This is a genomic window from Wolbachia endosymbiont (group A) of Apotomis capreana (assembly GCF_964027025.1).
GTDB lineage: Bacteria > Pseudomonadota > Alphaproteobacteria > Rickettsiales > Anaplasmataceae > Wolbachia > Wolbachia pipientis.
This window is the reverse complement of sequence record NZ_OZ034721.1, coordinates 1,079,592-1,102,598: the sequence shown is the minus strand read 5'-3', so window position 1 is coordinate 1,102,598 and position 23,007 is coordinate 1,079,592. Positions and strand designations below refer to the sequence as shown.

The 23,007-nt window shown below is 35.1% G+C and carries 20 protein-coding genes, 1 tRNA gene and 1 pseudogene; 8 read left to right on the top strand and 14 right to left on the bottom strand.

The window, feature by feature from the left end; genetic code table 11:
• Genes AAGD50_RS05550 through ribF form a run of 4 tightly spaced genes read right to left on the bottom strand, consistent with a single transcriptional unit; the run spans position 1 to position 4,082 of the window.
• Entirely contained in the window at positions 1 to 1,320 is a 1,320-nt protein-coding gene (locus AAGD50_RS05550; RefSeq protein ID WP_010962819.1) for a M16 family metallopeptidase, read from the bottom strand.
• Positions 1,307 to 2,647 carry a M16 family metallopeptidase gene (locus AAGD50_RS05545; RefSeq protein WP_264724011.1) on the bottom strand — a complete coding sequence of 447 codons (1,341 nt, stop codon included), beginning with the start codon at positions 2,645 to 2,647 and terminating at the stop codon, positions 1,307 to 1,309. Before AAGD50_RS05545 ends, AAGD50_RS05550 begins: the two co-directional genes overlap by 14 nt.
• A 29-nt stretch (positions 2,648 to 2,676) precedes the next feature.
• On the bottom strand, positions 2,677 to 3,153 hold the full coding sequence (gene lspA / locus AAGD50_RS05540; protein ID WP_006279329.1) for a signal peptidase II: 477 nt from the start codon (positions 3,151 to 3,153) through the stop codon (positions 2,677 to 2,679).
• A complete protein-coding gene (ribF, locus tag AAGD50_RS05535) occupies positions 3,150 to 4,082 on the bottom strand; it encodes a riboflavin biosynthesis protein RibF (protein ID WP_010082493.1) in 933 nt (310 codons plus the stop codon). Before ribF ends, lspA begins: the two co-directional genes overlap by 4 nt.
• Before the next feature lie 68 nt (positions 4,083 to 4,150).
• On the opposite strand from ribF, the gene grxC reads away from it, so the two are divergent.
• The 5 genes from grxC to AAGD50_RS05510 all read left to right on the top strand — a co-directional run bounded on the left by grxC (position 4,151) and on the right by AAGD50_RS05510 (position 10,059).
• On the top strand, positions 4,151 to 4,489 hold the full coding sequence (gene grxC / locus AAGD50_RS05530) for a glutaredoxin 3 (RefSeq protein WP_007550037.1): 339 nt from the start codon (positions 4,151 to 4,153) through the stop codon (positions 4,487 to 4,489).
• 115 nt (positions 4,490 to 4,604) lie between these two features.
• Complete coding sequence (locus tag AAGD50_RS05525) at positions 4,605 to 5,477, top strand: hypothetical protein (protein ID WP_007550039.1); 873 nt, start codon at positions 4,605 to 4,607, stop codon at positions 5,475 to 5,477.
• 936 nt (positions 5,478 to 6,413) lie between these two features.
• Entirely contained in the window at positions 6,414 to 7,013 is a 600-nt protein-coding gene (locus AAGD50_RS05520) for a peroxiredoxin (protein ID WP_155969063.1), read from the top strand.
• Positions 7,000 to 7,938, top strand: coding sequence for a thioredoxin-disulfide reductase (gene trxB / locus AAGD50_RS05515; RefSeq protein ID WP_155969061.1), 939 nt, complete (start codon positions 7,000 to 7,002; stop codon positions 7,936 to 7,938). Before AAGD50_RS05520 ends, trxB begins: the two co-directional genes overlap by 14 nt.
• 207 nt (positions 7,939 to 8,145) lie before the next feature.
• A complete protein-coding gene (locus AAGD50_RS05510) occupies positions 8,146 to 10,059 on the top strand; it encodes an ankyrin repeat domain-containing protein (RefSeq protein WP_265024446.1) in 1,914 nt (637 codons plus the stop codon).
• On the opposite strand, the gene AAGD50_RS05505 is transcribed toward AAGD50_RS05510, so the two are convergent.
• From AAGD50_RS05505 to AAGD50_RS05495, 3 genes are read right to left on the bottom strand one after another with little or no spacing between them, the layout of a single operon-like run.
• Entirely contained in the window at positions 10,056 to 10,985 is a 930-nt protein-coding gene (locus AAGD50_RS05505; RefSeq protein WP_264724013.1) for a tyrosine recombinase XerC, read from the bottom strand. The two genes, AAGD50_RS05510 and AAGD50_RS05505, sit on opposite strands and share 4 nt — an antisense overlap.
• Before the next feature lie 2 nt (positions 10,986 to 10,987).
• Positions 10,988 to 12,367, bottom strand: coding sequence for a dihydrolipoyl dehydrogenase (lpdA, locus tag AAGD50_RS05500; RefSeq protein ID WP_155969057.1), 1,380 nt, complete (start codon positions 12,365 to 12,367; stop codon positions 10,988 to 10,990).
• Positions 12,360 to 13,469: a PQQ-binding-like beta-propeller repeat protein gene (locus AAGD50_RS05495; RefSeq protein WP_264724014.1), complete on the bottom strand. Its 1,110-nt coding sequence runs from the start codon at positions 13,467 to 13,469 to the stop codon at positions 12,360 to 12,362. The genes lpdA and AAGD50_RS05495 overlap by 8 nt, the downstream gene beginning before the upstream one ends.
• A gap of 359 nt (positions 13,470 to 13,828) precedes the next feature.
• Here AAGD50_RS05495 and AAGD50_RS05490 point away from each other — a divergent pair, with 359 nt between their 5' ends.
• The 3 genes from AAGD50_RS05490 to AAGD50_RS05480 all read left to right on the top strand — a co-directional run bounded on the left by AAGD50_RS05490 (position 13,829) and on the right by AAGD50_RS05480 (position 14,755).
• Positions 13,829 to 14,122 carry a transposase gene (locus AAGD50_RS05490; protein ID WP_341810026.1) on the top strand — a complete coding sequence of 98 codons (294 nt, stop codon included), beginning with the start codon at positions 13,829 to 13,831 and terminating at the stop codon, positions 14,120 to 14,122.
• 262 nt (positions 14,123 to 14,384) lie between these two features.
• A complete protein-coding gene (locus AAGD50_RS05485) occupies positions 14,385 to 14,534 on the top strand; it encodes a hypothetical protein (protein ID WP_285520262.1) in 150 nt (49 codons plus the stop codon).
• Complete coding sequence (locus AAGD50_RS05480) at positions 14,504 to 14,755, top strand: hypothetical protein (protein WP_022626339.1); 252 nt, start codon at positions 14,504 to 14,506, stop codon at positions 14,753 to 14,755. Before AAGD50_RS05485 ends, AAGD50_RS05480 begins: the two co-directional genes overlap by 31 nt.
• Before the next feature lie 106 nt (positions 14,756 to 14,861).
• Here AAGD50_RS05480 and AAGD50_RS05475 read toward each other — a convergent pair.
• The 7 genes and pseudogenes from AAGD50_RS05475 to AAGD50_RS05445 form a co-directional block, all read right to left on the bottom strand.
• Positions 14,862 to 14,948: transfer RNA gene (locus AAGD50_RS05475), tRNA-Ser, on the bottom strand.
• 31 nt (positions 14,949 to 14,979) lie between these two features.
• Positions 14,980 to 15,786, bottom strand: a pseudogene (locus AAGD50_RS05470) (DUF2163 domain-containing protein).
• 573 nt (positions 15,787 to 16,359) lie between these two features.
• On the bottom strand, positions 16,360 to 18,339 hold the full coding sequence (locus AAGD50_RS05465) for a porin (protein WP_341810025.1): 1,980 nt from the start codon (positions 18,337 to 18,339) through the stop codon (positions 16,360 to 16,362).
• A 207-nt stretch (positions 18,340 to 18,546) separates the two neighbouring features.
• Entirely contained in the window at positions 18,547 to 19,368 is an 822-nt protein-coding gene (locus tag AAGD50_RS05460; RefSeq protein ID WP_264724016.1) for a 3'-5' exonuclease, read from the bottom strand.
• Positions 19,361 to 20,245 (bottom strand): GTPase Era, encoded by an 885-nt coding sequence (gene era, locus AAGD50_RS05455; RefSeq protein ID WP_010082484.1) that lies wholly within the window; start codon positions 20,243 to 20,245, stop codon positions 19,361 to 19,363. Before era ends, AAGD50_RS05460 begins: the two co-directional genes overlap by 8 nt.
• Before the next feature lie 250 nt (positions 20,246 to 20,495).
• Positions 20,496 to 21,518, bottom strand: a complete 1,023-nt coding sequence (gene cydB, locus AAGD50_RS05450; protein WP_010962802.1) for a cytochrome d ubiquinol oxidase subunit II — start codon at positions 21,516 to 21,518, stop codon at positions 20,496 to 20,498.
• The gene (locus AAGD50_RS05445; protein ID WP_006280502.1) at positions 21,511 to 22,917 is read right to left on the bottom strand and encodes a cytochrome ubiquinol oxidase subunit I; all 1,407 of its coding nucleotides are present in this window, start codon (positions 22,915 to 22,917) and stop codon (positions 21,511 to 21,513) included. The genes cydB and AAGD50_RS05445 overlap by 8 nt, the downstream gene beginning before the upstream one ends.
• Positions 22,918 to 23,007 lie beyond the last annotated feature (90 nt).

Genomic DNA, 23,007 nt, shown 5'->3' with positions numbered 1-23,007 from the left:
TTATTGACCTTGAGCGTTTTTTCCAACTTCAACAAAAAATAAATTTTCAGGTTCCAGTAAAGAACTTGCCAGTTCGTTTACTTCCTCTAATTTAACATCATTAATGATATTCGCATAATTATTTATACGGTTAACATCACGATCATTTATCTGCATATTATCTAGCAGCGTTGCTGTATTTGTGTTATTGGACAGGAAAAGGACAAGATTATTTACCAAGCCAATTTTTGCATCCTTGAACAATTGTTCGTCAATTCCTTGCTTTTTTATTCTGCTAAATGTATCTTTTACTGCTGATATAGCTTTGCCAGCAGTAGAACTATCAGTACTTATAAATCCAGATATAATATTTCCATGTTTATTGGAAATAATACTTGCATAAACACCATAAGTAATACCCAAGTTTTGCCTCAGTTCTGTCATTAATATTGAATTCAGCCTCATGCCACCAAGTGCATCAATTAAGACACCAGCGTTATAATAATTAGGATCTTCATAAGCTATACCTTTTTGAGCAAAAAGTATCACACTCTGTGGTATATCCATAAAAATATTCTTACTTTCTGCAGAACCAAAATTATTTTTTACAGGTATTTTTCTAACTTTTGATCTTTTTGACGGCAATTTAGATAAATATTTATCTAATAGCGTAATAATTTCTTCTTTTTTTGTACAACCAGCAACACTGATAACTATGTTATCTTTAGCAAAATTACGCTTTATGTATGTTAAAACATCGTCTCTAGTAATGCTCATTATAGTATCAAGAGTACCGTACACACTTTTTGAGTAAGGATGTTTTTTAAACAATAACGTATCTAATTCTTTTCCAGCAACAAAATAAGGATTTTTTTCAAGATTATTAAAATCAACTTTGGCTTTCTCGAAAACTCTATTCAACCCTTCAGGGTCAACTTTAGGACGCATTATAGTATCGCTCAGTAATGAAATTGCTTCCTCTAGATTGTCAGACAAAGTATTTAATGAAACCCTAAATGCTTCTAAATCAGCAATAAAATTTAAACTAATCCCTTTATCTTCAAGCTTTTTCGCAAAATCTTTGGCATCATTTTTTCCTGCCCCTTCTTGGATTACAAGAGAAGTAAACCAAGCAAGCCCCTGTTTTTCCTTATTCTCATACACATAACCTGCATCCTTGAACGATATATTTAGTGAAACTTTTGGCAAATCATGATTTTCTACAAATAAAAACTTAAATCCTTTACGGGTAGTGACCTCCTCTATATTTAGGTTACCACTTGCTTGTAAATTAAAGCCTAGACAGAAAAAAAATAGAAATATAATTTTACTTATTCTCATTATTATCTCCTTTTGGTAATAAACGACCAATTAACTTATTAGCAGAAAAAATAGCACGGATTTTATTATTTACATCCTCTAGATTGACATCATTAATCTTGCTATATGAAATATCTATTTCATCAAGTGGAATACCAAGTGCAAGGTGTGGCACATAGAACATCGCTATATGAGTTAAGTCAGATAGATTATCAAACTGTGCTGCCTTATACCTATATTTTGAGCTTTGTAATTCCTCGCTCGTCACCCCTTTAGATACGAAGCCATTAATAGCATTATCTAACTCTCTTTCAACAATATCTAAATTAGCGCCACTTTTTGGAATTATCATAATATCAATGTAGCCATCACTAAAAGCTAGGCTATTATAATAAGCAAACACTGATACTGCCACATCTTTATCTAAAACCAAATCTTTATACAGTTTGTTGGATTTGCCGCCACCTAAAATGTCAACCGCTAAATGAGCAGCAGAGGCTTCATTTATGTGATCAAATAAGGGAACACGATAACGAAAATATAAAACTGATTCTTTTACTTCAGTGCTCTCTAAGGTCACCGATAGACCTGCATTATGCACTGGATCCTGATTTGGGTAATGTCTCATTACAGGCTTAGCTTTAATTTCGCCATATTTTTCTTCTGCTAATTTCACTACTTCATCAAACTCCACATCACCCACAATCAGCAATATTGCATTACCAGGGTGATAATAACTATCGTGAAACCTCACTATGTCATCCTGATTGTAAGTTTTGATATCGCTCTCCCAGCCAATAACAGATCTACCATAGCCATTACGGTAAAATGCACTATCCATTTCTTCCCACAACAAGTTATGAGGTTGGTTATCAAATCTCATTTTTCTTTCTTCCAGTACAATGTTTTTTTCTCTATCTATTTTGTCTTGAGTAGCATTAAAGTTTCCCATTCTATCTGCTTCAACTTCCATTGCCAGTGGTAAATCTTTTTTGGGGATCAACTCAAAATAACAGGTATATTCTTTAGTGGTAAATGCGTTAAATTGAGCCCCAATGCTACTCATAGTGGCTTCTATATCTGTGAACTTCCCTGTAGTTTCAAACATTAAATGTTCAAAGTAGTGAGCCAATCCTGCTTTGCCGATTGGATCATCCATTCCCCCAACTTTGTATATTACTGCATGTAAAACGGCTGGAATCCGATGATTAGAAACAACATAAACATCTAGTCCGTTACTGAGTTTAGTATATTTTATGTTGTGCTCTATGTTTAAAGCATTCGAAGAAATTGGGTAAGTAAAAAAAAGTACAGGTAGTATAAGAAAACTAAAAAACTTATGAAGCATTATTTCGACCTAATATAAAAACAATTATTTTATTCCTCATTTTGTTTAGAAATAAGCATATCGTATATATACCACTTATATAACAATGTAAACATTCCACAAACTATAGATAAATCTGCTAAATTAAAGGCTGGCCAATACCAATCATCAATATGAAAATATATGAAATCATATACAGCTCCCCAATAGATCCTATCAACTACGTTTCCGATTGCTCCACCAATCATCAGAGAAAAACCAAGGTAAGTTGACTGATCGTCAGACTTGTATATCAAATATGCAAGTATACCAATTATTAGTATTGAAAATGCTGAAAAAAAGAAACCGCCATGTGGTAAAGCGCTACACATTCCAAAACTAATACCTGAATTCCAAACTTCAACTAGTTTTATAAAACTAGCGATCTCAATTGATTCTCCTTCATCAATCAATGAGTTTATGTACAATTTGCTCGTTTGGTCAATCAATACTATAATTAATATAACAACTAAGCATAACTTTTTCATAAATTTGCCTTTAACCTATAAACTTTAAGTATATCATAATTTATCTGTTTTGTTAACTCCTCAATACTATGGAATTTTTTTTCTGACCTTATGAATTTTAAAAGTTGTATATTGACTTTATGACTATATACGTCTTCATCAAAATCGAATATGTGCATTTCTATTATAGGCTTTTTCAGATCCTTAAAAGTAGGTCTCATACCAATATTGACTACTCCATATAACCAATTTGGATTACTATCAGGAAAAGTCACTCTAGCGTAATATGTGCCAAACTTAGGTTTTATCATGCAATCTTCTATAGGAATATTTATGGTTGGAAATCCTATTTCTCTACCTCTACATGCACCTTTTGTCACAACACCAGAAACTTGATAAGGCCTGCCGAGCAATTTATTAGCAATTTCTATTTCGCCCCTTTGTACATACTCCCTTATTGAAGAAGAAGAGCAAATTTTGCCGTCAATTGTTAATGGCTCTAATTTAGTCAAAGAGTATCCATATATTTCAGAATATTTCTCTAGAGTTAATATATTACCCAATCGTTTATGACCAAAAGTGCAATTTTCTCCGACAATTATGTGTTTAGCGCCATATTTATCTATTAAAATCTCACTGATAAAGTCATCGCAGCTAACCTCAGAAAAACCTCTATTAAAATTAATAATATATAAGTAATCTATACCATAGCTGCTGATTAGTTCCTTTTTTTGTTCTTGGTCTATTAACCTAAAATTGTTTCTACCAAATAAAACAGTTGATGGGTGAGGCTCAAAAGTTAAAACTGCAGAGGGTAATCCTCTTTCTTGTGCTACCTTCTTTAGAGTAGAAATTGCAAACTCGTGTCCTAAATGAATGCCATCGAAATTTCCGAAGGTTAGTGCTATATTATTTTCTATTCCTTGCTCACAATTATAAATAATTTTCATACAATTTGATGTTTTTACATGTTTCTTATATATAATAACTATATTTTAGTAAGCTACGGAGATAAATTGTGAAAAATGTTGTGATATATGTAAAGAAGGGCTGTCCATACTGCATAAGGGCAAAGGATTTACTAGATAAAAAAGGTGTGAAGTATGAAGAAATTGATGTGCTCAAAAACTCAGATCTATTTAACGACATAAAATCAAAGTATAACGTTAGAACAGTTCCACAGATTTTTATCAACGATAAGCACATTGGGGGGTGTGACAAATTGATGGATCTTGAAAAAGAAGGAAAGTTGGATGATATGCTAAATAATAATGACAATCACACTGATGTCACAACCTACACAAACAGCAATGATGAATGTGGAGAGTGTGTTATACCACATGATGATTTTATGTAACTTTTTATCTTGTTTTGTCGTGTAATACGTAAATGAAAACTAGTATGCTCACTTTAAACAATTCTTAATGAATTAAAAATACAATTCATTCAGTGAGTTTTTTTAGTGGGAAAAAATGACAAAAAATATTTCAATTATTAGCAGAAACTTAATTAGTATCGAATTAGTTAACAAACAAGATTTAGAGAATTTCATCAAGATTTTCACAGTGCTTGATAAACATATAGCAGCTAAAACACTTTTTACAGAAGAAGTGAGAATAGAGTATAAACAACACAACGGCATAGAAGTTGTTGAATTGCTAAAAGATACAGACTTTACATATCATGAGGTTGAAAATGTATTGAACCACCTGAGTAAACATGGAATGAAGGTGCCCAGCAGTGTTATAGCACACACCCTTTTTGCTGCATACAATCATGCACTTGAATTTAAGGATGTAGCATTTTCCTTTTCTGAAGGCTCTCCACAATTTAACATCAGAGTGAGTAAGAACACCTTCATAATAACTCCTATGAGTGAGGAGAATTTGGAATTGAATTCACAAAGTAGCAAGAAATTAATAGAGTCGTTACAGAGCGAAAAAAATATTTATGATTGTATAGTAGAAGAAAATACCATTAAAGTTATAGTGCATTCTGAAATACATCAAGCTATAAATTTGATTATAAAATCACTGATAAAGTCTCGCCTTTTAGCAAAAGAGGAAGAAGGAAAATTCAAAGAGAAATTGAGACAACTTGCTTTTAAGGATCAAGCTTTTGTTGAGTATTCCAGTATCAAAACCATCAGTAGGTATCCACATAATCATCCTCTGAGAAAGCATGAAAGTGTTACTAAGGATATAGAAAATATTTTATGTGATTTCATAGCAAATGAGAATAGCGAGTTCGCTATAGAGCGGTTAAATAGGCTGAGCTCAGCAGTTTCTCCGGATACTCCAAGAATCATCACTAAAACTATAGATAAACTTGTTAAGTTTCACTAAGATATACGAGAGCCAATAGATTTCTTGTATTACCTTTTGTCATCCAAGTAGCCAAGGCTACTTGGTTCTTTTTTTGGGTTCCAGCACTATGTACATAGCTGTACAAACATTGTAGCCGTTATTCAAGTAGCTATAGAAACGAAAAACTTACTTGACAAACTCCGCCAGCCCCCTTACCATGAAACTGAAGCTATTTATTTATCTTCTCTGTACAGATTAAATGACAAAAAAACTCACGTATCTGGCGTCTCATGTTTAATTTTTTGCACTATGTGTACCTTATGTCTTTATAAAACTTCTAGGTTTTTACCTAATATAAGCTAAAATGCGCTTATAAAGCATTTAAAACATAAAAAAACGCCAACTTAAAAAATGGATAGTGAATAACTAGCTACCCTAGGGTTTCTTTTGCCTTTTTTTCTGTTTAGTAAATTTCTTAATGTTTATAATTTAGATTAGTTGCGGCTTAAAAGCAACTGAATCGCGGTTATTAAACGTTTAGAATAAAAAAACGCCATACTTGAAAGTATAATGTAAGTAATTAGCCAACCACGGGGCTTCTTTTGCCTTTTTTTTCGTTTGGCAAATTTTTTAACATTTATAGCTAAACGACAACCGTCATCCCGCTACTTGTTAGCGGGATCTAGAGATACCGCGAATGAATCGCGGTATGACGGTTCGCGGTGGCATGACGATAAGCTCGTCATCCCGCTACTTGTTAGCAGGATCTAGAGATACCGTGGCGGTATAACGGTTCGCGGCGGCATGATGTAGAATTTTATACTCACCAACTCAGTATTCCAATCTGGATTGTATCTTATCGGTAAAAAAGAAGAGCTACTTGAGGAAGTTTTTATAGGACTAAAACTAAAGAAAACTTGCATATAAGTTTATCAAGATGTAAAATTAGAGTTGTTTTAAAAGAATAGGTCAATTATGAATCTTGTAACAAAATCTGCTATCGATTTTACTGCTCCAGCTGTTCTCTCCGGCGGAGAAATTGTTGATGATTTCTGTCTGAGTAAGCGCATAAAAAATAAGTATGCTGTCCTTTTTTTCTATCCACTTGATTTTACTTTTGTTTGCCCAACTGAATTGATATCGCTCAATAATAGAATAAATGAGTTTGCAAAGCGTGGTGTTGAAGTGATAGGAATAAGTGTAGATTCAAAATTTTCACATTATAAATGGCGAAACACTCCAGTTAATGATGGTGGTATTGGAGAGATTAGCTACACTTTAGTGTCTGATATCAAAAAGTCTATATCAAGAGACTATGGGGTCTTATATGATGACTCAATTGCGCTGAGAGCAACTTTCGTTATTGATGATAAATTTATTGTACGTCATCAATCGATAAATGATTTGCCTTTAGGGCGTAATATCGATGAATTCGTTAGAATCGTTGATGCAATTAAACATAATGAGGAGCATGGTGAAGTATGTCCAGCAGGGTGGAAGAAAGGTAAGCCAGCAATGCAGGCAAGCGATGAAGGAGTAGCTGATTATCTAAACTCATACAGTGAAGAATTATAAATTTAGTACAAAAGTTCTTATTATTGGATCTGGGGCAGCGGGTTATGCTGCCGCTATATATGCAGCACGTGCAAACTTAGAGCCAATTGTAGTAACGGGAATGCAGCCTGGTGGTCAGCTTACAATTACTACAGATGTTGAAAACTATCCTGGTTTTGTTTCAATACAGGGTCCAGAACTAATGGAGCAAATGAGGTTGCATGCAGAAAAGGTTGGAGCAAAAATAATAGATGATGAGATAAAAAGCGTTGAACAACTTGAGGATTTTAATGAGTATAGATTTAGATCTTCTGGTAATACTAATGACTACTATTCAGATGCAATTATAATTGCATCCGGTGCGCAAGCGAAGTGGCTTGGTTTAGAAAGTGAAAAGAAATTTCAGGGTTATGGGGTTTCAGCTTGTGCGACTTGCGATGGTGCATTTTTTAGGAATAAAGTTGTAGCTGTGATTGGTGGTGGAAACACTGCTGTTGAAGAAGCAATATTTTTAACTCGATTTGCCAAAGAAGTGATATTAATACACAGGCGTGATAAATTAAGAGCGGAAAAAGTAATGCAAGATAGACTCTTTAAAAATGATAAAATAAAAGTAATGTGGAACCATACCGTAGAGCAGATTCTTGGAGAAGAAAATCCGAAGAAAGTTACTGGTATTATAGTTAAATCAACGGAAGCTCAAGAATTGAAAGTCGATGGAGTGTTCATTGCAATTGGGCATGCACCAAATACGGGTATTTTTAAAGGCTTTGTTGAAATGGATGAGCAGGGTTACATCATTACAAAACCTGGAACAACTTTAACTAGTAGGGCAGGAGTGTTTGCTGCAGGTGATGTTCAAGATAAGGTATATCGTCAAGCAGTAGTTGCAGCAGGAACAGGATGCATGGCTGCGCTTGATGCAGAAAAGTTTTTGGAGTCGTAGTTAATTCTAGGATTTTATAGCTAAAGTGACTTAAGTTTACCGATAATTTTAAAAACAAAAATTCGTCATTCCGCTACTTGTTAGCGGAATCTATGCTGAGATACCGTGGCGGTATGACACCTTTCTTGGGTTAGCTATAGATAAATTGCTTGCAATTTTCCTTTTTTTTTACATAATTATGTTAGTAAATTATTAGATGGGTTTAATATGCTTTATGGAGAGAATAGGACAAATACTAATGGTTACAGATATCAGAGAACTCTAGATGCACCGACACAAAAGTTATTTAAAGCTATTGATGATGAAAATCTAGAAGATTTTAGACAGGCTATAGAAGAAGGTGCGGATGTTTATGCACGTGATGAGAAGAACATGAGACCTTTGGAGTCTATAAAGGATAAGTTAGTGAATGTTTTATCTAATAAGAGTGCCTGTGCTGTTAGCAGTGATAAGCAAAAAACTACGTTAAAGGAAATGACTAAATTGCTCACTACAAAACAGTTATTTAAAGCTATTGGTGATAAAAACCTAGAAAATTTTAAACAAGCTATAAAAGAAGGTGCGGATGTTTATGCACGTGATGAGAAGGGCATGACACCTTTAATGATTATTGCTAGGGCCCGTGTCTATGATAGGCAGCAACCTGTGCTAAAGGAAATGGTTACATTGCTGTTATTTAAGGCTATTGATGATGGAAACCTAGAAGATTTTAAAGAAGCTCTGGCAGAGGGTGCGGATGTTAATGCGTTTGATAAAGAAGGCATGACACCTTTGATGTCCATAGTTACTAATTTGTCTGCAGGCTCTGAAACAGAAAAAGAATATCAGAATATGATTAGGTTGCTCCTACTGCACCGGAGCATAGATGTTAATATTTCTGAACAAAATAATAACAATACAGTTTTGCATCTAGCAATGTGCTTTCAACAAAAGAAAACTTTACAACTCTTACTAAGTCATCCAAACATAAACACTTATCTAACCAATAAAAACCATCAAAATCCTGAGGAATGTGCTAGACAAAATCGTGCTGGGCATTTGATAATAGAAATACAAAAAGCACAGAAAGGAAAAGAATTATTAGCTGCTCTTTCTAGCGGAAATATTTGCCAAGCGAAAACACTATTGAATCAAGAGCTTCATCCTAATTGCTGGAGAAGAACCCAAGATGGAAGAATAAAAACACCACTTAGCTTAATTATTCGATTATGTTTACGAACGATAACAGAAGATGAAAAAGAAGTATTGACAAAACTTTTAAAACATAAAGACCTAGATTTTAGTTACGAGCAGTATGCACAATTAAAGCAAACAATTGAACAAGCTATTACAGAGCGATTAACCGGTACTATTAATAAAAAAGATTTAGATGATGTAAAAAAATTAGTAGAAGATAATGACTTCATGAATTATGCAATTATTATTGCTGCATGGAGAAATGTTAATAATCCAATCGAGTCTATTGTAAATTATCTAAATGAAAAATTTCCTGCAAATACATTACAACCTTTGGCAAGTACGAATGATATACCGGTAGGTTCTGAGCAAGTTATACAAGAACTTAAAGGTGAACTTGAAAGAACGAAAGCTCAACTCATAGAAAAAGAACGAGAGCTGGATAGGGTCGTACGCGAAAGAACGAGAGGCATTGACAAAATTTCACAGTTAGAAGAAGATTTAAGGCAGGAAAAATCGGCTCAAAAAACAAAAATCAATGATCTAAATAGTGAAGTAACTCGACTTAATAGAATTGTGTGTGGAAGAGCAAGCGACACTGTCGAAATTTCACGATTAAAAAGAGATTTGAAACAAGTAAGGGAAGAAAGAGATAGGCTTTTATCAGAAAATAGACTGCTCCGTAGTAATAAAAACGAAAAATCCTCGCAAGCAATTTCTTCTGGTAGAAAACTAAGCAACTACGCTTCTGCATGTTTTATATTGCTTGGAGTATATACTGTTGTTGCATGTTTAGTAATAGAAGATTATCCAGGGATAATAAGTGCTTTCTTTACAGCAGTTGCACTGGCTTTTTTTTTATTAGGATGTTGTAATTTATATAAAGCAAACACAATACTTAGTGATGTTGAAAGCACTCAGCTTGGTGGTTTAGAACGAAGTTAAAGTTTTGATTTCTTCTCCAGGCCCTGCTGAAAATTTTTGTACATGTTAAAAACATCTTGATAATTGAGGTGAGTGTAAATTTGAGTAGTTTCCAGGCTTGAGTGACCAAGCAGTTGTTGTATTGATCTTATGTCAATATCTTCCTGAAGCAAATGAGTAGCAAAACTATGGCGAAATGCATGTGGAGATAAAATTTCTGGTAAATTTAACATTCTCCTTATTTTTTGCAAACGATTGGCCACATAAGTTCTTCCCAATTTTTTTCCTCTTACTCCCAAAAAAAGATATTGTGCTTCATCATTAATGCCAAGATAAGGACAGGCTTTTACATATTCCTGTATACATTTTTTTACTACCGGAAGAATGAATACCTGCCTTTGTTTATCTCCCTTACCTGTTACTATTAAACTTTCATTGTTAATATCACTAACCCTAAGGTTCAACGCTTCACTGATTCTTAAGCCTGTACTATATAGCAGGACGATAATCGCAATTTCTCTTTTTACCACCCAAGATTCGCCCAGATCGGATAGTTTCATTTCTTTCAATAAAGTTTTTATATTAGGTATTGATAATGCTTTGGGCAGAGTTCTTCTCTGAATTGGCCTTGATAAGGAAAATACAGCTTCATTGTCTATATTGTGGTTATTTTTTATGTACTTGAAGAAATTTCTGATTACTGAGAGTGCTCGAGTGTTAGATCTTGCATTCACACCTCTTGCGTAACGAGAGGTAAGCCAACTTCTTAACTCAGGTATGCTTAAATTTTTCAGAGTACCAACATTTACTTCTCCACCAATGTGAGTATTTAGGAAACTTATAAGATCCTTCAAGTCCCTCATGTATGACTCTAAAGTGTTTGGTGAATAAGATCTGTTGCACCTCAGCCACTCATACCATTTTTCAATGATTGAACCGAGGTCCACAATTATTTTTTAAAGAAAGCATCGATGCACGCATCTCGAAAGGCTTCATTTATATCAGGATGAGAGTGACAAATTCTGTATATATCCTCTGCTGCTGCACCATATGCCATTGCAACCGCTGCTTCGTTGATTAGCGTGTCAGCGTATGCTCCTATGATATGCACACCTAGTATTGTATCTGCCCTGCTACAAGTCAGCACTTTCACGAATCCTTCAGCATCATCAGTGATTTTTGCTCTGCCGTTTGCAGCAAATTGACATTTACCAACTTTGTACTTACGGCCAGCATTTTTGAGTTCCTCTTCGGTTTTACCAATCGAAGAAACCGCAGGGTGAGTGTAAATGACAGATGGTATGATTCCATAATCAACGTGAGGTGACTGTCCTGCTATTATCTCTGCAACTGCCACTCCTTCTTCCTCTGCTTTATGAGCAAGCATTGCTCCACCGATCACATCACCAATAGCAAATATTCCTTTCACATTAGTTTCATATCTGTTGTTAACTTGAACGAAACCGCGATTATCTTTTTCTATTTTTTCATCAATACCAAGATTCTCAGTGCATGGTTTGCGTCCTGCTGCCACCAATACCTTATCCGCCTCTATAGTGTTTGTTTGATTATCTTTTACAGAGCAAACTTTCACACTCAAAGAATTACTACTTTGTTTTATCTCCTCAACTTTAGTGCTAAGTAAAAATTTTATTCCTTGTTTTTGTAGACTAGAAAGTAGAGACTTACTTAATTCTCCATCCATTGCTGCAGCGATTCTGTCAAAAAATTCTACTACAGTGACTTCAGACCCTAGCCTCCTCCATACAGAAGACATTTCAAGCCCTATTGCCCCAGCTCCGATTACGACAAGTTTTTTTGGTACTTCAGTTAAAGATAGTGCACCGGTGGAAGAAATAATGTCTTTCTCATCGATATTAATTCCTGGCAAAGAAATAACGTCAGAACCGGTTGCAATTACTATATTTTTTGTCTTCAGCACCTTACCTTCAACTGAAACTTCAAGATTACCTTGGTCAAAAGAAGCAAGCCCATTGATTTTAGTGATTTTATGAAGGTTAAACAGATATTCTATACCTTTTCCAAGTTCCTGAACTCTGGCATCCTTATAGCCTAGCATTTCTTTTAAATCGAAACTTGCGTCCTTAATTTTTATGCCAAGCTTCGACAGATCATTTTTCGTGTGAGCATACTGATAGGAAGAATGGAGCAATGCTTTGGAGGGTATGCACCCAACTCTGAGGCATGTGCCACCAAAAATGCTATTTTTATCTATACAGGCAACTTTCAATCCAAGTTTTGCAGCAGCGATAGCACACTTATAGCCTCCTGGGCCACCACCTATAACAATTAAATCATAATCAGTCATAAAAAACAAACCTATTTTCTAAAGAATAAACACCATTCTTCTCAGTTGTTACATATATCTTATTGCGAGTAAACACTGGAGTGTGAAACACATTACCAGGTACTTTGACTACCTTTCCTGCACTTTCAGATCCCGGAAAAGCAAACATTGAACTTTTATTGCTTGTCACCCACAGTGTATGGGCATGCATAATTGGAGCAAATAGTTGCGTATTTTCTATTAAATCAGATGCCCAGACTATTTCTCCATTTTTTATATCCAGGCCAATTATTTTATCATCTTTAGTAACTATAAAAATTCTTCCGCCTTTTTTTTGTTTCTCTGCAGGAATAAGAGGACTATAATATGACTCAATGTCTGATACACTTTTTACTTGCAGTGACTTTGACCATAAAATATTTCCTGATTTTACGTCAATACCATAAATATAAGAATTATTTGTAGCTATTAAAGTATCGCCAAGCACTCTCGGTGTAGTAGTTACATCTGTGAGCTGTGTATCCAAAAGGTTTGTAGCCAATTTTTGGCTCCACAATTTTTTACCGTCTTCATTAAAAGCTATTAACTCACCATTTGAAAATGGTGCTATTATTTTATCATTAGAAATTGCTGGCGATATGGAATACAAACCTCGAACCTCATTGATGCCGTTTTGATAAGTCCAAACGAAGCTGCCATCTTTTATATCAAACACGTACAGATAATTATCAATAGTCAATACTACCAATTTATTGTTTATTACTGCTGCTTTCCCTCTTACTGGAGCTCTCAATTCTTTTTCCCACTGAATCTCGCCGGTTTTTGCATCTATTGTGTGTAGAACGTTATCCACTATAAAGAAAACGTTTCCTCTGTGACGCAATAGGCTCATGTTACTAATTTTTTTTCTGTGTGAGAGGTGTAATTTCCAATTCATAGCCTTTGAGTTATCAATATCAAAGGAATATAAAGCGCCGTGCTTGTCTGATAAAATAACGCTATTTTCTGTAAGCACTGGAGCTACATATCCTTGAGATAGTTTTTTATCCACTAGACTTATTCTCTCGCTTGCCATTGTGTAACTGCTACACAATAACATTATCATGACAATTATTACTTTCATTATTTATTGAAAACAAGATTCATTAATATACATCTTAAGAACCTTAATTACAACGGAAATGTTCTTGCTGCATGTTAAAAACGTTGATTTATGAACGAAATATTATATTATTATGTGAGATAATGTATACTCTTAGAGGTAGTACACCTCATCCACTATGCGGCAACGTGCATAGCTGTACGAACATTGAGATATAAAAGTAATTTATACCAAGAAGAAAGATGTCATCCAAATAGCCTCTTTTCCTGTCATCCCAGTGCTTGACACTGGGATGGCTCTGTTGCATCGCAACTGAAAAAATCTGGTGGCTACTGACAAAATTCATTATAAAATAGCCATTTAACCGCTTAAGGAAAAATATGCCACAAAAAATGAGAGTTAGTAACTGCCATGAATATAACAAATTTCTAGAAAAAAGAGGAAATATTTTTCGTTACATCGATAAAGCTATCGAAAATTGGTATGAAAATAGTCCAAAAATGCAGGGCGGCAAATATATTTATAGTGATAAAGTTGTGATTTTAGTGCATATAATCGTTAATCTTTTTAGAATTGGCTTAAGACAAACAGTCGGGTTTATAAAAGGATATTTGCAACAAATAGGAAGAGATTTGGCAGTTATCAGCTATTCGCAAGCTTCAAAAAAAACTTAATATTAAGATCAATGATTGCAGAATTGATAAAAATAATATGGAAGATATCGAAATTGCCATAGATAGCACAAGCATCAGCATTTATAACAACACACAGCAAGGAAAATAGCGCTGACAGAAAATATCGTGGCTATGAACAGACAAGAAAATTGCATGTAATGTTGAATATAAACAGCAAAAAAGCCATAGCTGCAGAATACAGTAACGGTCTGATCACTATGGAGCTTGCGATTTACTTAAAGGAGTTAATTTTCAGCATGCCATAAAAGCACTATATGCAGACAGAGCATATGACAGACATAAACTCTATAAATTGTGTGATGAATGCGGCATAAAGACAAAAATTCCTCCAAAAAAACAATGCAGCAGAGCATCCAAAGTATGGCAGAGAGAAATGCTGCAATTAGACTAATAAAGTCATACAGCGAAGATGGAATGAAGAGGTGGAAAAGGCAAACAAACTACGGAAAAAGATCTTATGTAGAAAGTTTTTTCTCGCGACTGAAACAAACATTCGGGTTTAATTTTCGGAACAAATCTGAAATTAATCGTGGGAAGGAACTGCTACTCAAGTGTTATTTGCTTAATCAATTTACTGACATTGGTATGGCTAAATTTGAAATGGCTACATGAATTTATCGTAAATTACCACCGCATAGTTGTAACATTGTACCATATTACAATGTTCGTACAGTTGTGTGCGCGACCGGGGGTTTTATACTATTCTAGAAGTAACATACGGAAAAGGGGGGATTCGAACCCCCGACATATTTTCATATGTGCACGCTTTCCAAGCGTGTGCTTTAGACCACTCAGCCACCTTTCCATGCTTATTCATAATATTGAAAATTGTACTGCTAAACAATATAAAAACCTGGTATATAGGGTTCACCACGAAAATTCACAGTATTGTTAAACTTGCTTCTGCAAGTTGGAAATGTTTTATCGCAACCTGCGAGTATTGAATATTTATCTCCAGCAAAAATTTGGTATGGAGGCGAAGTAAACAACGTAACTACTTTATTTTTATATTCTTTTACTACACCTTCAAACGCTATTTAGCCAAAGAATTTTACTACTCCGTGCTTATAATATTCATCACTCTCAGTTAAATTCGTGTCTTCAAATCTTCTTTCATCTATTACTTTAGTGATTGTACTTATTTTACTAAATTTTTTAGTATCGGCTTTACATTTATCATCGCAAAATTGTGCTCTGCATGCAGGAGAGTATAATTCTGCTATGCTTCTCTCAAGCTTTGCTGAGAGCCCTCTAATTTCAGCAATAAATCTTCCACTACTTAATGTCACTTTACCAAAAATTCCTGAATGTAGATTCATTGTTCCCTGGTTCAAGTCTTTATAATTCACAAGAAATATCTCAATATTTGCAAAGTCGTACTTTCCTGATAAAACATCTTTTTCTTTGATATCAACACTATTTAATATTCCCTCAATTTCCAAATTATCAGTCTTTAAATCGCTGTTTAATATTATACTACTGGCTGTAAATCCACTTGAAGATTTATAGAGTATATTATCAATATTTAAGTCTTCATCATAGTCAGTGAATCCCATTACTTCTCCACCTGCGAGCTTTAATTTCCAGCACGTAGCAGTGGTAAGTAATTCTCCAGCTAAATGATTTTTTAGTGTGGTTTGCATAGGGGCCTCCTGCTTAATTGATTAAATTTGAAAGTAGCTATACGGCCAGTAGAATAAGGGCAGTGTGTTCTTTTCTCATCATCTAATACCAATTCCCACTGCACAATAAACGGATAGATAACAATGGAAAAAAAGCCATACTATTGCCTTTCTTTCTCACTCCACAATTAAATAACTCTACAATATCGCTTATTTGATTCACTAATAATGAGAATTGGTATAAGTAGCCATAAAGCGTTATTCCGGTGACCATAGGGTGTCATTCCAGTGCTTGACACTGGAATCCAGGAAATTTTGCTTGTAAGTAAGCAAACTGATTTGGTGAGCATAAAAAGTGGCTGATCTTATGCTGAATAAACGCTTTTGATGAAGTTGCATGGAAAGCTGGATCCCAGTGTCTGGGCACTGGGATGACATCCTTCTTGGTGGAGTGTCCTCAAATCACAATGTTCGTACAGTTGTGTGTCACGCACTGGGATGACAGGAGAGAGGACACCATATGTTTATTTGATCGACAAATAAACACTAACAGACAAGAATACACCACAGTTAACTGTGGTGTGTACTGGCTGGTTAGAAAGAAAACTTCACACCAGTAAGAAGGAGAATTCCTTGGTTAGAAGGTACATCAGCATCAGACTCATCTTTCAGCTTACCTGTTTCGTTAGTCATAAAATAATGGAGAGCTGCGTAAGGAACAAATTTGTTCTTACTGCATGCAGGAGACAGATCATATTGAACGCCAAGTGCACCATCATGAAGCATATCTTTGTCATTCATTCTGCTGCCAAAATACGTCAAACTTGTGTAGATATTCTCATGTTGATACCCAGCTCCTACAGTCCAATACATGGTATCTATACTATCTTTACCAAATTGAGCTTTCAGCCCTTCCACTCTTTTGCCATCAGTAGCATCTTTACTATCAATTTCCGTATAGGTATCACCAATTAATTTTTTAATACCCTTCGGTTGACCAGATTTGCCCAAGTATGCAAAAGAGGCAGCAAACTTTACGCCTTGATCTTCATTAATCTTATAATCAGCGCTTACACCAAAATTAACACCCATCAGGTCATTATACTCCACAAATTCCTTATAAAGATGCTTATCTTTACTTGGTTGCTTTGGAAAGCCATATTCACCAACTGCAGAAGTTTTAACTTTTATGTTATGTTTATCAAAGTCATATTCATATGATGCACCAGCACTTACTATGTGCTCATAGTCTGGGCCGACATGGTTTATCGTTTCCTTATGTTCTATCTTACCGCCTTTATCTTCTGAAACTGTTTCTTTTACAGTAAACAAACCACTATCATAACGAGGTGAGTAGCTGATACCAAATCTTGCGCCCATATAATTTGGTGAGTAGTAAGCAACTCTAAATGGCAGTGTAGTCATAACGCCTTTGTTATATTTCCCTGCCATACGGAAAGAGAATTTTTCACTTTCACTCGAAAAACTTTCAGTGTAAAGACGTGGTGTTACATAAAATGGAAAGCTAGCAGCGCTTCCTTCTAAGTTCACTTTTCTGAACCAGTCACTATCTGCAGCTCCGTCAACAGTCGCAATTCTTGTTGCATCAAGCCTCATCAGAGCCTCAGGACCAAATTGGTAACCAAGCTTCACGTCACCATATTTTGAGTTAACAAACACATGCGCACTTCTGCCTTTTGCAGCATAAACACCCTGTGAAGCTCCCTTACCTTCGGTCACTGGGACATGAAACTGCACGTCAGCACCATAAAGAAGACCTAAATCTTCATTCTTATTTTCTGCTCTGAGGTGCAATATTGCATCAGCAATCATACCCATATCGTTGCTGTAATCACCAATATTTCCTATTCCTTCATAGAATATTGGATTTGCTCCTTTTGTTATATCTGGAGTGGCATTATAATACTCTGTAGATCTGTTTGGCATAACGTTATAACGTTTATAATCTGCGCCACTTGGTCCAGCTTTGCCATAACCTTGAGCATCAACAACACCACCAAAAGTTATTCTTAAATTACTTTGCCCTTGATTGGTATCGATAATATCAACTCCACCAACTGAAACAACAGGACTTGCCTTACCTTTTTCCTCTGTATTTTTGTTAACAACTTTTATATCCTTCTTTACATCTTTAGCTTCAACTTTAGCATTCTTAGTTTTAGAACGCTTAGTTTTTGAAACTTTACCTTTTTCTATATTAGAATTCTTAGCGTTTAGAGCTTTCGCTTTTGAATCCTCTATAAGCTTTGCTTTTTTCTCATTTGCTAGCCTGATCTCCTCTTTTTTCTTTTGCTCGGCTGCTAATCTCATCTCTTCCTTTTTCTTAAGCTCTTCAGCTTTTTTTCTTGGATCAGCATTACATATTCTGTCCATCTTTTCTTTCAGTTTTTTATTTGATGTTTTCATAACTTCTGTTTTTCCAGAAGTTTTTGTGCTCTCTTGCTTTTTTATTTCCTTCATACTCTCATCAGGAAAGTCAGCTGCAAAACTGCTGAAAGAACATAAAGTTAATAAAGAAACTAGAGCAGTTCTAGTATACATAGACTTTTTCATGAAGTGCCCCCAAAAAATTTCGAAATCATATCTTAAATGTAAATAGTATAAAAATGTTGAAAATTCAACTTAAAGCAACCTTATAACGAAAATAAAAGTAAAATGCAATACCTTAAAAGCAACTTTCTTAATATGCTCAACGTGTATATTAACCAAAATTTAGTACAGAGGTTCGCTTGTTAGTGCATTATAACTCGACTATTTATTCTATGGAAGTAAAATTTTTCCACCACAAGTTCTTTCCCATTCTTCTTTAAATTTCTTTAGGTATTCTTTTTTTTCGCACTCTAAAAGCAGCTCTTCCACACTTTTGTTGTAGCTTTCAGTAGTAATCCTTCCCTGATGATGCATGAACCTTAAGTAAATCAAATAAGTGTTAATTACATCTGTTTCACAATAATCTCGAATCTCTTGTATCTTGCCGCTATCGTATAAGTCCATAACTTGTGACCCATCAACTCCAATCTTACCAGGAAGATTAAATGCTGCACAAACTTCGTTCATTTTTACTCTCGCAGAAGCTCCAAAATCAGAGAGGGATTCAAGCAAATCACAATGCCAATCACTGCTATATCTCTGATTGTAACTATTCCACTTATCGCCAGCTTTATGAAAATATTCTGCTTGAATGCCATGGACCATAGCACGATACTTCAGCACTGGTATATCAAAAGTGCGTCCGTTGAACGAAACTAATCTTGGCTTTTTCTCTGATATGTAGTTAAAAAATCCTTTCACTAGCTCCTTTTCACTGGAATTTAGTGTGCCTCCAGATCTTATTTCTTGCAGTGTGAACACCTCATAACCACTCTGGTAGCTTATATTGCAAAGTAAAAAACTAATAACTACAACAAGGTGAAAAGGCTGACGCAGAAAAGAGTTTTGCCCGTTTGTTATTTCAAGATGATATTTTGTTAATGCATCCCTCTTCTCTTCTACACTACTATCATCACTAATATTGAGTAAATTTTTGCAGGAATTTACATTTGGTATAGTTTCAATATCAAATACCAATAAAGAATTAAGCATTGCCTATATACTCCTCCGGACGGTCGATCCAAGGTCGCACTTTCACAAATAAAAAGAGGTGTACCTTGCACTCAAATAATTTTTCTAGTTCAGCACGCGCTTCGATATTAATTTTTTTAATATTACTGCCATCTTTTCCTAGTACTATTTTTTTATGACTATCTTTCAACACAAATATGATCTGTTTGATGACTAAACTCTTATCTTTTTTTTCCTCAAATTGTTCAGTTATAACAGCTGTAGAGTATGGCAATTCTTCACGCAAGTTCAAGAATAATTTTTCTCTCGTAATTTCTGCTGATAAAAAATTTGTCGAGGAATCGGTTATTTGATCTTCTTCATAAAACCAGGGGCTCACCGATGCAACTTCAGATAAGTAATTCATCAAATCAGAAAGTCCATCATTCTTTAATGCTGATATCATAAAAACCTTTTCAAATTTATAAAGCAAATTCAGATGCTCATGCGCCATCTTTAATTCAGGCCTTTTTACCAAATCAGTTTTATTGATAACCAAAATGCATCTGCCTTTTGTGCGCTGCAGCCGCATAAATATAGTCTTAATTCTTTCTATATTTTTCAAATAATTGCTTACATCAACAAGCAACAAAGTGATGTCACTATCCTTAACTGCCGACCATGCAGATTTGACTAAAGCTTTTTCAAGTTTTGTTTCTGCTGAGAAAATTCCTGGGGAGTCAGTAAAGACAATTTGTGTGTTGTTGCATGTTGCAACACCCCTTATTTGCGTCCTTGTTGTTTGCACTTTAGGGGTGACAATTGCAATTTTCTTGCCTATGATGCTGTTAATTAATGTAGACTTCCCAGCATTTGGTAAGCCAGCTATGGTTACAAATAAGCATTTTTGTTCTTTCACAAAGAAAATTATAAAGAAAACTGAATGCCCGCGTCAAGCTACTTATATGACAAGAAGGATGATAGAACCCTTTTTGGTTAGCATGCAAAAAGGAAAAAAACTTATTCTACAAATTAAAAATACAATATACTCAAAAACTTTTCAGAAAATCCATAGGAGGGTTTGCTAATGAAGGTTCTTGAGTTGACGCCATTGCCTGAACGACTGCTTGATTTAAGGGTAACGTTTTAACCATAAGGTCACTAACTCCTTAATATGTGTGTTCATAATTTGATTTTCCACGAAAGACATAATAGCAATAACCAGTGTAAGTTAAAATGATTGGTAAAAGCGGTATTATAACAATGAGCATTAAAGATAAACTTGGCCCAGAAGCGGCTGCATCCAGAATGGTATATTGAAAAGGTATAATCCATGGGTAGATACTAATTCCTAAACCTAAATATCCCATAAAAAAAATAGCAATACTGAGAAAGAATGGACGGTACTCCCGTTTAGTATTCTGAAGATCAAACCACAGCATGAAAAATAGCCAAGATGTGAGTAATGGAATAGAAAATAAATAATAAAAATTTGGCATGCTAAACCAAAAGTTTTTAATACGTTCATTTAAAAATGGTGTCACTACACTCACTAGTCCCATGAAAATACCTACAAAACCAAGCGTATAAGAAGCAACCTTGCGTGCCCATTCTTGTGTTATATTTTCTGTCTTCATTATGAGCCATGTAGAACCTAAAAGTGCATATCCAAATATCACAGCAATGCCTGTCATTACACTAAAAGCACTTGCCCAATCAAATTGGCCACCAGAAAAGTTGCGTCCGTTTACTTCTACACCATGTATAAATGCACCTAAAATCATGCCTTGGCAAAATGCAGCACCAAGTGACCCAAAATGAAAGGCATAATCCCATAATCGCCTGTATTTTCCTTCTGCCTTAAAACGAAACTCAAAGGATACTCCGCGCACTATAAGGCCAAGCAGCATAATAATGATTGGAATATAAAAAGCAGGCATTAATATTGAATATGCAAGAGGAAAAGCAGCAAACAACCCTCCACCACCCAATACCAACCATGTTTCGTTTCCATCCCAAAATGGTGCAATTGAGCTTATCATGTGATCACGGCATTTATCTGACGGTGCAAAAGGAAGTAAAATACCAATACCTAAATCAAACCCATCCATTAAAATATACAGTAAAACAGCTATGGCAATTAGTAATCCCCAGATTAGGGGTAAATTAATTAAGGAAGAAAAATCAAACATGATTGTTGTCCTTTCCAGATGTACCAGCATCAATCACTGAAGCTCCAATACCGTGTTTATAAAATTGCTCTTCTTCTTTAATGACAGGAATTCCTTTGTATATAAGTTTCAGAATATAGTAACTACCTGCTCCAAATATAAGGGTATACATAACGATAAATGCAATCAAAGACCATGCAACCTGAGGACCGGTAATCGCAGATGAAAATGATTCAATTGTGCGCATAATTCCATATACAGTGTAAGGTTGACGGCCAATTTCAGTAGTAAACCAACCTGCAAGTAACGCTATGAACCCAGACGGCATCATTGATATCCACCATCCATGTAAGAAACAACTTTGGAATAATTTGCCACGAAGATACTGTATAACACTTACTGACCCAATTATGATCATTAAAATTCCAACTCCAACCATTATACGGAAGGACCAGAATACCCATACTACAGGTGGTCTATCTTCTTTTTTCCATTCCTTTAATCCTTTTACTTCTCCTAAAAAATCATGTGTTAAGATCAAGCTGGCAAGATTAGGAATTTTTATCTCGTAGTGATTAATTTCATTTTGCTGATCCGGATAAGCAAATAAAAGTAAGCCAGCCCCTTTTTCGGTTTCCCATATACCTTCCATTGCAGCAATCTTAGCAGGTTGATGCTTTAGTGTATTTAATCCATGCCTATCTCCCATGAACAGCTGAAATGGTGCAGCTAAAGCTACCATAATGGTTGCCATACCAAGCATAATTCTTGCTTGAGGAGCATGTCGTTTTCTCCAAAGATAAAATGCTCCTACACCACCAACCACAAAAGCTGTTGTAAGATAGGCTGCTGTTACCATATGAATAAAGCGATAAGGGAAAGAAGGATTAAAAATAATCTCTAACCAATTGGTTGGATATAGGAGACCATTCTCACCAATCGTGAATCCAGCGGGTGTTTGCATCCAACTGTTGGCCGCAATAATCCAAAAAGCTGAAATAAGCGTTCCCACTGCAACAATACAAGTAGAAGCAAAGTGCATACGAGAACTTACTCTATTCCATCCAAATAGCATAATACTCAAAAAAGATGCCTCCAGAAAAAAGGCTGTTAAAACCTCAAAGGAAAATAGAGGGCCGAGAACATTGGCTATGCGGTCAGAAAAAATCGACCAATTGGTACCAAGTTGATATGACATTACAACTCCAGATACCACTCCCATGCCAAAAGCAACGGCAAAAATCTTGATCCAGAATTTATAAACATCACGGAAACGTGTATCACCAGTCTTAAGCCAACACCATTCCAAAAAGGCTAGAAAACTTGCAAGCCCGATCGTGAAAGCAGGAAATATAATGTGAAAGCCTATTGTGAAGGCAAACTGAATTCGAGCTAATAATAAAGGATCAAATTTAAACATTTTACCTAATACCCATGTATTACAAATAATAGCCAAATCTGCCTATAATTCAATCCATTTTTTCACAAAATTGACCTTACCCAGAAAAAG